Raw genomic sequence first — 12,725 nt, 5'->3', positions numbered from 1 at the left:
AGTTTTACAGTATTATCATTTTGATAAAAATTCCAGTCACAAGCCAAGCATAACAAACAAAAGCTAACCATTTGAGTATTTTCTCCAACATTGGGCTTTTCGGTGCCATCTCCTTATGGTATTTAACGTCTCTTCCTTTATAAAAACCGAAGTAGATCAAAATTCCGGACACTATAAAAAATGCAATATTTAGGAAGAAGGTGTAGTCAATCTTAAAATGATCGCTCTCGGTAATGCTTTTTCCCGAACTATCCGGTAAGAAGTCTAAAAAGCTGAAGCCATAGTGCAAGAGTAAGGCTGTGACAATAAGTGAAGTAAACAATAGAAAGAGTATGAACAATGACATCTTCCACCCATAGTACTTGGCATTGATCCTGAGTACCGGGAAGACGATGAGGTCGCTAAAAATAAAGGCCATGACTCCTGCAAAGCTTACTCCCTTGCCAAACAACAATGCCGCCAATGGAATGTTTCCCATGGAGCCTATAAAGGTTAGAAACGCAGCTACAGGTCCCACAATGACATGTTCCAGAAGGGTAAAAAAACCAAAAGTGTTTTGGCCTTCACCAGTATTAATAAAAAGTGTCTGAAAAAAGCTGTCCGGTACAAAAGCCGAAACAATGCCCGCAATCGTAAAGCCCAAGGTCACGTCTTTCCATACCATCTTCCACTCCATGGCATATTGTTTGCCTACTTTTGCCCAGTTTTTTTTGGATTGGACCTTTTCCTTAAAGGAGGATGATTCCGCCTGCTTGTCAGAGGAGCTGTCGAGGTTCTTCCTTGCCTTTTCAATTAGCCCGTTGGGCTTGATCAGGCGAATCAGCAACCAACTGCAAAGGATCAACAAAATCCCTCCGACATACTCTCCGACTACAAATTGCCAGCCCAGGAAAATCGATATGATAATTCCCAGCTCAATCACCAAGTTGGTCGACGCCAATAAAAAAGCAATAGAAGAAGCAAAACTTGCTCCCTTCTGGAAAAGGGATTTGGAGGTGGCCAATGCGGAGAAACTGCACGAACTGCTGATAAAACCGAAGAAGGTACCTAACAGTATACTTTTAGCCTTGGCATCGCCCATGGTTTCCTGCATACGCTTCTCTGTAACAAAGATTTGTATAAATGAACTTACAGCATAACCTAGGATAAAAGCCCACAGTACCATCCAGAAAAAACCGGTACTGGTATACGCCGCTTCACCCCATTGTTTTAGAAAGTTGTCCATATTGATTTTATTTAGTGTTAAAATCTGACAGATAGTCCGCCTCCCCCACCAAAGCGGTTATCATAACCGGCCATCAATGAAAAATTTTTGGATAACAGGAATTCTCCGCCTGCATTCCAAACAATTTCCTGAGTATAGTTAGTATTACCTTCCAGGGTATTGACCCAACCCGCATCAAATTGGTATTCATAATAACCAAAAACGGAAAACCTGGGGAAGAGCATCAAAGATCGTCCGATTCCAATTCTTGGTCTTAATTCATTGTCAATTCTAATATCGACATCAAACATATACGGAGTAAACCATCGGATACCGGCTACTGCTGTGGTATTGATATCATCCAAACTATTTTGAGTGGTATTTTCAACATTTACTCCCCCAAATACACGCAGATAGTCATACATATAATATTCATAAGAAAACTCTGCTTCAAAGTTTTTATTCCAACCATACTCTATTGCCAGATTAAATTGGTTGCGAATGTTTGAGGATACTATATTAAATGCACCGGTATGGGTAGCGAGGTCTGCCATTCCCCAATTATAAAATTTATTGGTTTCATGCACCAGGTTAGAAACAGGATAGGGCTCCATTCTCTTATCTCTTGGGGTATCATAGCTCACCACTCGTGCCATACCTCCCATCATATGATAAAGGATGTGGCAATGAAAAAACCAGTCTCCATATTCATTACCATAGAATTCGATGGTTACTTTTTGCATTGGGGGCACATTAACAGTGTGTTTCAAAGGTGAGTAGTCTCCATTCTCATTAATTACCCTGAAAAAATGCCCATGCAGGTGCATGGGATGGTGCATCATGGTGAGGTTGTTGAAAGTAATTCTCGTTACTTCACCCTCATTAATTTTAATCTTGTCTGTTTCAGCAAGGGGGATTCCGTTTAAGCTCCATACATATCGACTCATATTTCCTGTCAGGTTCAGCAAAATATCTCGTACCGGAATATCCTCATTATAGGTGGTTTTATCCGGAGATTTCAAATAGTCATAATTGTACTCAGAAAACATATCCATCCCTTCCATTTGCATTTTGGAACCGTCATCTTTACTCTTAGCTTTCTTTCCCTGCATCTCCATACCAGCCATATTTTTATTTTGGGTATTACCATGTTCTTCATGCTTCATATCCATGTTATGATGTTCAGTCATCCCTGAGTCGCTCTGGTTCATATCCATTCCGCTCATTAATTCATCCATCTGCATTCCCCACCTTTTCATCATTTTCTCCGGCTCATCTTTTTTTGGCCTAAACTTTAATGCAGGTGCCCCCATCCTCATATCCATTTTTGACATCTGCATCATCATACCAATTTTATCTGGGCGGGGCACTGGCGGTGCCGAAAGGACATCACCGTTTCCTAAAAAAGCCGATGCAGTCCCTGATCCATCCTGGGCTGTAATCCGGAATTCCATCTTACTTTTTTTTGGAATAGTAACAATAAAATCATAAGTCTCTGCTATAGCAATAAAGGTTTTGTTATGTTCGATAGGTACCACATTTAAGCCATCTGCAGACACTATTGTAGGGTTTCCTCCTCCAAAGGTCATCCAAAATGAGGTAGAAGCTGCCCCATTTATAATCCGCAGCCTAACTTTTTCACCGGATTTGAAATCCGGGTAATCTTGCCTCTTTTCCCCATTTACAAGGAATGTAGGGTAATAAATATCGGCAATATCAGCGCCCTCCATTCTTTGTCGCCAAAACTCGAGCTGTGCACCCAGTGCACCCCGTGCAATAACCTGATTAAGGGGTGTGGCCGTTCCTTTTCTCCAGTTGTACCATTCAGTACCTCTTTTTAAAAACCGTAGTACGTCCATGGGTTTTTCATTGGTCCAATCCGAAAGGACCATCACCAATTCTTTATCATATTCAAGCACTTTTTCTTTCGGTTCGATCACGATAGAACCGTAAACGCCACTTTGTTCCTGTAGCATGGTATGTGAATGATACCAATAAGTGCCTGATTGTTTGATCGGAAATTCATATTTCAGGGTTTTCCCAGGTTGAATAGGCGGTGTGGTGAGATAAGGAACACCGTCATAAAAATTGGGAAGCAACAGCCCATGCCAATGAACAGAAGTTTCTTCCCTCATCTCATTCTTTACGTAAATTACTGCATATTCCCCTTCTGTAAAACGTAAGGTAGGGCCCGGAATCCCTCCATCAATGGTCATCCCCATCACCTCCTTCCCTGCTTTACTTACTTTTTCTTCCCTCAGGGTGATGGTATACTCTCTGACAGGTAGGTTTTGTGAGTTTCCTTCTACAGACTTCTCCATAAGGCTTTGTCCCCTGACAGAGAAGAATGAAATAGTTATGAAAAATAAAATAATATATGGTTTAATCGCATAGCTATTCATCATTGGTTGCTTTTAAGGTGGAAGTTTCAAAGGCTAATTTAAACTACATCTATGCTGTTCTTTCCAATCTGATCTAGCACTAAGATCCTTTACTAAAATAGTATAACTGACTATTTACCATTATGCACATTTAAGGTACTAAATCCCCTTGATGAAATTGTCCGATTTTTTCTAAATCAGTTAAACAGGTGATGATGGATTCAAACTTAGGGGATATGGTGAACCAACTTTACAAATTATTTTTTTTGGTTTTCAGGGCTGTGTACATTCCCACAGCCCTGAGTATAATTTATTCATCTTCAAGCACGGCTGTCTCGATGGAACCGATCTGAATCTTACCCTTGCCGTCAACCATTATCCCCACAAACCCATTGGCCATTTTATCACCATGTCCATGAGTAACGGTCTTTTCATCAACATAACCTTTAAAATGGGTTCCTGCTGCCGTTACCTTTAGCGACATCCAGTCATTGCCGGAATCAAAGTCACCTTCATCAAATACATCTTCCTGCCCGTTTACCACTCTTCCCAGTTTCATGTTTTGGCCTTTTATGGCTATAAAATCATAACTGGTAAGGTCTTTGGCATGATGTATCAAGCTGATGGTACCTGTAAAGTCAAGCTTTTTCAATTTTACGATCATGCCCACATTCCCATATTGATTATGGAAAACAAAGGCAGCTGGCGTGCCATCGGAATCTAGTTCAAGAACCTGTTCACCATCAACTTCTTTTACAACCGGATTGATATTTTCCAAATTTCCTGTAATAAAATGAAAGTCTGATTTTATAAGATCTATTCCATTTCCACTTGGGGTCCAGGTCTTATTTTGTCCCATTTTCATTTCAGCATGAGTACCATGACCATTACCTGATGTTTCCCCATGTGAATGTGTCTCTTCTTTTTGATGATGACCCTTTTCCTTCATTTCTAAGTGTTCCTGTCCCTCAGCCTCGGCTTGTTCACTTTTTTTATCCTGTGAACAAGATGTAATGCCTATCATTACCGAAAGCAAGGCGCCTGAAAAAAATAATCTTGTATTATTATTCATGACTTTAAATTTTTGTTTGTTTAATTTTATTTTTTAGTTCCTACACCATATTTATATACCAGTTTGCCTCCAAGATCCGCAGTTTTAGTCACCATACCCATACCTGCCAATCCCAGTATGAAAAGAAGAACAGCCAACCACCTGTTCCTGTCCCTCTGTATCCAAAAAAGAACAAGACGGATTATCGCATAAGCCGAAAGAAAGTAAAAAGTATACCTCCCCCAATCAGAATGGTTTCCTGCAGTTATTTCTCCCTGCATGGGTACAGAAACCATATCTATCGCCTGTGTTCCACTTAGATAAGCCGCAAAACCTCCTAGTGCTCCCATAGTATATAAAGTGACCGTCATATTCCTGATCCAGCTTTTGGAGCAGAATAATAAAATCAGGTCAGCAATGACGGCCACAGACCACAACACTATCGGGAAATGGATGATCATTGGATGAATGTTGGGTGCCCATTCGGGCCACAAAACCTCCATAGTTTCTTATTTGATCGTTTCCTTCACACTCCCACATTTCAGCATTTTATCGCCAAAATATGGATTCTTGATTTCCCTTTGGCTTGATAGCCAATAAGCACCGGTATTTCCATTGGCCATCGGGCAGTAATCCAGGTATACCTCACCCTTTGAAGGAGCATTTGCTTTAACCAAAACGGCCATTTCTTTACTCAATGAGGCAAAGGCTTTCCGTTGGTCATCGAGATTGGAAGCTGAGGCTATTTTACCTGCTTCCTCCTGCACTGTTTTCGCATCCTTTACAGATTCTAAAGACTGTTTAAGCTTCTCCGCAGCCTTTTGGACTTCTCCGGACTGTGACGCTACTAGAGCATCTTTAAGGGCTATATAATGGCTATAGGTACTTCCCACCTCTTTGTTTTTAAACACAGGTTCTATGTGTTGGGCCATTTTTTTCTTATCTCCATGATTGCTATGGTCATGTTGTGCATAAACCCCAAGGCTGATTAAAGCCATTACCGCTACCAGCAGCGCTTTTTTACTCATTACATTTTTCATTTTGTTGATTTTTATAGGTTAAACATTTGTAGTAGGGCTATACCGACCACTATAAGGATTACTATTCCCCATATGATCCGAAAAGCCCATATTTTTAATTTTGAGGGAGGATTTTCATCCCCCGTTTTGCAACATTCCTTCATTTGATGGTTGATTTCACCTCACCACAAGTGAGCATGGCCTCTCCGAAATACGGATTGCGAATCTCCTTTTCGGTGCTGAGCCAAGTGGCTCCTCTATTATTGTCAGCCATGGGACAGAACTGGACATGGAGCGTTTTCTCAAAGGGATTAAAAGCCCTGGTCAAATCAATCATCCCCTCAGACACCTGTTGAAATGCTTTACGCACGGCCACTAAGTCTTTCATGTGCGGTACATGTTGTATAGCATTTTTTAAATTACCGCTATAGTTCATCCAGGCATTATGTGATTCTCCGGTAAATACGGACATGTTTACTGCATCTAGTTTTCCTTTCAACTCATTCGCAGCGTTCTGCGCCCCAGACAAATTATCAGCCACTAGTGCCTCTTTAAAATTCAGGTATGGTTCATAAAGGGGTTTTAGCGCATCTTTGGCCTTTTGGTTGATTGCTATCGGTTTAACTTCTTTTTGCTTCCCAGGTACTGAGCTTGAAGAAGAAGCCAGCATCTCCATGTCTCCCTGCCCGTCCGGCAAGTGGGCGTGATTGTGCCCGGTCATGGTGGGACCGCCTTCAGGATTCATCATGCTGGGTTTCCCCACTAGCTGCGCAGCTGCGTCTATACTGAAGGTACCATTCACGGCTATTTCCTCCCCTTCTTGTAGTCCACTCTCCACTATAAAGCTGTCGCCTAAACCAGGTCCCAACATTACCTCCCGCATGATAAAATTCACGCCACTTCCAGAAGTGTTTTTCACGTATACCACAGAACGCTTCCCCGTCCACATAACGGCGGTTTTCGGAATGACAACAGTGTTTGCCTTATTAGGCAGCATTGCTTCCACTGTCCCTGATACAAACATTTCAGGTTTTAGTTGATTGTCATTGTTGCGCACTTCCACCCGCGCCTTTGCTACCCTGGTCTTTGGATCAATTACAGGATCTAAAAAGCTTATCTTGCCTTCAAACGTTTGGCCCGGCAATGATTGAACGGTAAACCGCACCTGATCTCCCTTACTTATCCAAGACATTTCCGACTCGTACACATCAAACAGCACCCATACACGGGATAAATTGGCAATCTCATAAACAGACTCTCCTCGTTTGATGTAGTCACCCACGTTGACATTTTTATTCAACACATACCCTGAAATGTCTGCTGTGATGGGAAAATCATCGGAAGGACTTCCCCTTTCTAATATTTTATCTATCTGACCGTCCGAAAGCTTCCAGTTTTTAAGTTTTGTCCGAGCCGATTTAAATAATTGTGGCTGCGTCTCTTTGATCTTCTGCGCTTCAAACAATTCTTCCTGGGCAGTCACTAATTCGGGGGAATAGATATAGGCAATTACCTGCCCCTTATTCACATATTCACCTGTGAAGCTGACATTGAGCCGTTCAATCCTCCCTGAAATATGACTGGATTGAGAAGAAACTAGCCGCTCATCTTCCTGCACCTTACCGTTCAGTCTAACTGTTTTCACCGGATCCATGGTACCTACTGCGACAGTTGTAATATTTGCCAGTTGCATGGCTGTGGGTGACATGCTGATGGCCATAGGATCAAGTACCTCATTTTGATCTTCTTCCAATGGGATCAAGTCCATTCCGCAAATGGGGCAATCCCCAGGTTCGCTCTGTTTGATCTGAGGATGCATGGAACAGGTCCATACCGTTTCCCCAGCTTCCTCCGCAGTGTGTTGGTGTTCCTTATCCATATTGTTTTCAGACGAACCTCCAAAAATAAGCCAGCCGAGCAGCACTCCCGCCACCAGGGTGGACAGTGCAATGAGTATTATTCTTTTATCCGTATTCATCTTAGTAGTTTTTTGCAGTTAAGTAATGTAGTTTGGCCAAGGCAATGTGAAACTGGATTTCTGCCGTAGCTTTCATCTTTTCATATTTGAGCAGCTGCTGTTGCATACGCAGCACTTCTTCAAATTCCTTTCCTGAATTACCATAAGCGGTAAAAAGCAGGTTGAGGGCTTGATTGGTTTCCTGAATTTGCTGACCGTATAAGGCAAGTAATTCTTGTTGCTGTTGCATCTCAAACCAGGCCATATCATAGCCAGAAGTAAGTGTATTGGCATAGTCTTCCCTTTGGAGTGCATAGCTCTTTTGTATGAGCTTCGCCTCTTTCACCGCTGCTTTGTATTTACCTCTGAAAAGGGGAATGCTTACAGATACCATCGGCATTAGGGCATTTTTGCCATTGTCGCGTGGAGCAGCCATGCCAGAAGCCAGATCGGTACGCTCTCCGATCATTACATAATCCAGTCCTAACCCGAATTTTGGAAGCCCTTGCTTATGTGCTACCTCTTCACTTGCCTCACTGGATGCAATTTTTAAATCCAGTTCTTCCAATACAGGGTTGTTCAACAGCAAAGAGTCCTTCCTGAAGGTTGTTGGTAAAGGTTGAATTATAAGGGAATCCCGGACAGTAATCAATGCATCTTCCTTTCTGTTAAGCAGTTTATTAAACCTTGTCACCAGCGGTTTTTCCTTATCATCCAGAATACTCAGATTGGTCACGGCATCTTTCAACATGATATCCACTCTTAGCACATCGACCATAGTACCCGTACCATTTTCAAATTTCTTGTTGGCAATGATCTTATAGGATTCCAGAATTTTTATATTCTCACGTTCAATCTCTTTCCATTGATTGAGTTCATAAAGCGGATAATAGGCTGCCTCCACCTGATAATACAACAGGTTCCTGGCATCCAGAAAAGACTGGTATTTAGCTTCAGCCATCAAAGCTGCAGCATTACCCTGTGCTTTCAATGTACCAAACCAGGGAAATATCTGTGTTAAAGAAAACCTGGCCCTTTGAGGTCCCACCCTGGTTTCCACAGGCGATATGAAATAGCCAAAAGAGAAACTAGGATCAGACAAGGTATTTACCTGCTCCACTTTCTGGATGGCTGCTTCAAAAGCCGCGTATTTTGCCTGTAGACCAGGATTATTCTTGGCCGCTATTTCAAAATAATCCTCAGGAGCCTGTGCAAAGCCTATTCCGCTCCCGAGAAATAGAAGGATGAGGACATTTATAATTACTTTCATGATCGTGTCTTTTTTATTTTCCTTTCTTCTCTCATGCTGTAAAGCACTGGAACAATGAAAATACTCACCAGGGCAAACGCCATTCCTCCAAATGAAGGGATGGCCATTGGAATCATAATATCTGAACCACGTCCCGTAGAAGTGAGTACGGGCAGCAGGGCTATCATGGTAGTCGAAACAGTCATCAGGGCCGGACGTATTCTTCTCAAACCAGCTTCCACAACAGCTTCTCTGACTTGGTTCAAATTTTCAGGACGGTTTCTTTCAAAGCTCTGGTCCAAATAGGTGGCAATAAGTACCCCATCGTCCGTAGCGATGCCAAAAAGAGCTATAAAGCCCACCCAAACGGCCACACTCAAGTTGATGGTGTGCATCTGAAAGAGGTCTCGCATATTAGTGCCGAACAGGGAAAAGTTGACAAACCAGTCTTGTCCATATAACCAAAGCATAATAAATCCGCCACTAAAAGCCATCGCAATACCGGAAAATACCATTAGGGAAGTAGAAACCGATTTAAACTGGAAATAGAGTATGAGAAAGACAATCCCCAGAACCAATGGCACAATGATAGAAAGCCTTTTTTCTGCCCTTACCTGATTTTCATAGCTTCCGGAAAACTTATAGCTGATTCCTGCGGGAACAACTAGGTCCCCTTCATCTATACTCGCCTGAATAGCCGCCTGTGCGTCATTGACTACCCCAACTTCAGAATACCCATCTCTTTTATCAAACAGTACATAACCTACCAAAAAGGTCTCTTCACTCTTTATCGCCTGTGGTCCGCGTACATATTCAAAGTCCACTACTTGACTGATCGGTATTTGCGCCCCAGTTGGTGTAGGCAACAGGATTTTACCCAGTGATTCGGGATCGTCCCGAAGCTCCCTGGGATAGCGGACTCTGACTGGAAAGCGCTCACGCCCTTCTACCGTAGAAGTAATTTTCATCCCCCCTATGGCCGTTTCAACGGTCTGTTGTACGTCTTCAACATTCAATCCATAGCGTGAAATCTCATCCCGGTTAATATTTAAATGAAGATAAGGCTTACCCACAATCCGGTCTGCAAATGCAGCTTCTGCCTTTACAGAAGGAACATTTTTGAGTATTTCTTCCAACCGAAGCCCAAAATCCTCAATGGTTTTAAGATCGGGACCGTATACTTTGATCCCCATTGGAGCACGCATGCCTGTTTGAAGCATGACCAGTCTGGTTTCAATGGGTTGTAGTTTAGGCGCAGAAGTAACTCCCGGTATTTTGGTAACCTTCACAATTTCATTCCAAATGTCATCAGGGGATTTTATCTGAGGCCTCCAGTTTCGGAAATAATTCCCATTATCATCAGGTATAAGTTCCTCCACGGTAATCCCCCGGTCTATAGCCTCATCATTAGTAAGACTATCGCCGCTATCAAGGATAAAACGGTCTTCCTTATCCACTTTAAACCTTACCCGGTGCCCTTTTGCATTGAGCATATACTCCGGTTTATAATTGATGATATTTTCATACATTGAAATAGGTGCAGGATCCAGGGCAGACTCTACACGTCCAAGTTTTCCCACCGTGAGGTCCACCTCAGGAATATTAGTCAGCAACATATCCAGCTGTCCTACGACCTTGCGGTTAAATTCTACACCGGAATGCGGCATGGAGGTTGGCATTAGCAGAAAACTTCCTTCATCAAGGGAAGGCATAAACTCCTTTCCTACACCAGGGAAGCTATGCGTTAAGCCTGACCAGATTTTGGTGGTCTTAATATCCCAGCCTAAAGCATCAAACCCTTTTGCGGCAAAACCAAAAACCGCATGAAAACCCAACCATATATTGGCCCCTACCAGTATCAGGAAGGAAGGTATTAATAGAAACTTGACTTTATTGTCCAAACACCATTTCAGAATTACTTTATAGTAATATTCCAAAACAGAAAAGGAGCCTAAAATAAGTCCTAGCAGAAGGCCCACAAAAATTACATTAAGCAACAGACTTTTACCTGCTCCAAGTGGCAGCCAATATCTGGCCAGTAACCAGGTTATTCCCAGCACGGCAATGATAAGATCCGCTTTTCGGACAATTTTCACATACCATTTTCCAGAATCCTTGTGCGTTTCATGGTACTTGTTTTTTAGGATACCGGACAGGCCATAAAGGGCCAGTACAATGCCTCCCCAATAGTGGCCAAGTATAATGGCTAGAACCCCGATCAGCATTAATCCTATATTTACACCTCTTGCTAGGGCCTTGTTCTTTATCCTGGCCCCAAAAAACCAATGTGCGAGTGTTGGCAATATGATCAATGAAACGATCAAGGCAGCAATCAGGGCAAATGTTTTGGTAAAGGCCAAAGGACCGAATAATTTCCCCTCCGCTGCCTGCATGGTAAATACCGGAATAAAACTCACTATCGTGGTAGATACCGCCGTAAGTATTGCAGTAGCGACTTCTGCAGAACCATTATAAATGGTCTCCTTGAGTTGTTGGCCAGGGGGGGCCTCATCCATATGTTTGATGATGTTTTCGGATAGAATTATTCCCAAATCCACCATGGTGCCAATAGCAATGGCAATCCCCGATAATGCTACAATATTGGCATCTACCCCAAAATACCGCATGGCAATAAATACCATCAACACGGCAATAGGCAGAATACTTGAAATAAGCAATGAAGCCCGCAGGTTGTAAACCATCACGATAACTACAAGAATGGAGATAAGAATTTCCAATGACAGGGCTTCTTCCAAAGTTCCCAATGTTTCATAGATGAGTTCTGAACGGTCGTAAAAGGGTACGATGGTTAGCTGGCTCTCCCTTCCGTCTGCCAACGTTTTTTTCGGCAGTCCGGGAGCAATTTCCTTAATCTTATCCTTTACATTATTAATGACTTCCAATGGATTTGCACCGTAACGGGCTACCACAACGCCCCCCACTACTTCGGCACCATCTTTATCCAACAGCCCTCTTCGGGTGGCAGGTCCTAAAGTAGCTACACCGACATCCTTTATCCTTATGGGCACATTATCCTGCACCGCCACCACGGCTTTTTCCAGGTCTTCTACCTGCTTGATGTAACCTAGTCCCCTAACCAGGTACTCAGCCTGATTGATCTCAATGGTTTTGGCCCCTACATCCTTATTGGACCGCTGTACCGCCTGCATAACTTTATGCAAGGGTATTTCATAAGCCTTAAGCGCGTCAGGGTTGACATCTATTTGGTATTCCTGCACAAAGCCGCCTATAGATGCCACTTCTGAGACTCCCTCAGTTGCATTCAGTCCGTACTTGACGTAGAAGTCCTGTACAGTACGGATTTCGTGTAAATCCCAGCCTCCGGTAGGATTTCCTTCTTTATCACGGCCCTCTATCGTGTACCAGTACACCTGTCCCAAGGCCGTAGCATCGGGCCCCAGAGCCGGTTGTACCCCCTCAGGCAACAGGCCTGAAGGAAGGGCATTGAGCTTTTCAAGAATACGTGAACGGGACCAATAAAACTCTACATCTTCATTGAAAATGATGAAAATGCTGGAAAAGCCGAATATAGAAGAACTTCGGATGGATTTCACCCCTGGAATTCCTAGCAGGTAAGTCGTCAGAGGATAAGAAATCTGATCTTCAATGTCCTGCGGAGACCGACCCTGCCACTGGGTGAAGACAATCTGCTGGTTTTCACCAATATCCGGTATAGCATCTACTGGTACCGGATCAGATGGCAAGGTCCCCATCTTCCAGCCAAACGGAGCGGTAACGATACCCCAAACTATAAATCCTGACAATATAAGAACGGTAACTAACTTGTTATCAAGGAAGTACCTAATGATTTTATTTAGCATAATTCGATTTTTTTAAGGAATA

8 protein-coding genes are annotated in these 12,725 nt (G+C 42.9%); all 8 read right to left on the bottom strand.

From position 1 onward, the window contains the following. Window positions 1-4: 4 nt before the first annotated feature. The 8 genes from KZP23_RS16185 to KZP23_RS16150 all read right to left on the bottom strand — a co-directional run bounded on the left by KZP23_RS16185 (window position 5) and on the right by KZP23_RS16150 (window position 12,703). The gene (locus tag KZP23_RS16185) at window positions 5-1,225 is read right to left on the bottom strand and encodes a permease (RefSeq protein WP_226332819.1); all 1,221 of its coding nucleotides are present in this window, start codon (window positions 1,223-1,225) and stop codon (window positions 5-7) included. A 17-nt stretch (window positions 1,226-1,242) separates the two neighbouring features. Next, on the bottom strand, window positions 1,243-3,525 hold the full coding sequence (locus tag KZP23_RS16180; RefSeq protein WP_226332818.1) for a multicopper oxidase domain-containing protein: 2,283 nt from the start codon (window positions 3,523-3,525) through the stop codon (window positions 1,243-1,245). 370 nt (window positions 3,526-3,895) lie between these two features. Next, a complete protein-coding gene (locus KZP23_RS16175) occupies window positions 3,896-4,657 on the bottom strand; it encodes a hypothetical protein (protein WP_015267866.1) in 762 nt (253 codons plus the stop codon). Between the two features lie 26 nt (window positions 4,658-4,683). Further along, window positions 4,684-5,139 carry a DUF2231 domain-containing protein gene (locus KZP23_RS16170; RefSeq protein ID WP_015267867.1) on the bottom strand — a complete coding sequence of 152 codons (456 nt, stop codon included), beginning with the start codon at window positions 5,137-5,139 and terminating at the stop codon, window positions 4,684-4,686. A gap of 6 nt (window positions 5,140-5,145) precedes the next feature. Further along, window positions 5,146-5,664 carry a DUF3347 domain-containing protein gene (locus tag KZP23_RS16165; protein WP_041740083.1) on the bottom strand — a complete coding sequence of 173 codons (519 nt, stop codon included), beginning with the start codon at window positions 5,662-5,664 and terminating at the stop codon, window positions 5,146-5,148. A 151-nt stretch (window positions 5,665-5,815) separates the two neighbouring features. Next, on the bottom strand, window positions 5,816-7,633 hold the full coding sequence (locus KZP23_RS16160) for an efflux RND transporter periplasmic adaptor subunit (RefSeq protein ID WP_226332817.1): 1,818 nt from the start codon (window positions 7,631-7,633) through the stop codon (window positions 5,816-5,818). 1 nt (window position 7,634) lies between these two features. Further along, the gene (locus KZP23_RS16155; RefSeq protein ID WP_226332816.1) at window positions 7,635-8,882 is read right to left on the bottom strand and encodes a TolC family protein; all 1,248 of its coding nucleotides are present in this window, start codon (window positions 8,880-8,882) and stop codon (window positions 7,635-7,637) included. Next, window positions 8,879-12,703: an efflux RND transporter permease subunit gene (locus KZP23_RS16150; protein ID WP_226332815.1), complete on the bottom strand. Its 3,825-nt coding sequence runs from the start codon at window positions 12,701-12,703 to the stop codon at window positions 8,879-8,881. The genes KZP23_RS16155 and KZP23_RS16150 overlap by 4 nt, the downstream gene beginning before the upstream one ends. Window positions 12,704-12,725: the final 22 nt, after the last annotated feature.

Origin of the sequence: Echinicola marina (assembly GCF_020463795.1) — a bacterium.
Lineage (GTDB): Bacteria > Bacteroidota > Bacteroidia > Cytophagales > Cyclobacteriaceae > Echinicola > Echinicola marina.
This window is presented reverse-complemented; position numbering and strand designations above follow the sequence as displayed.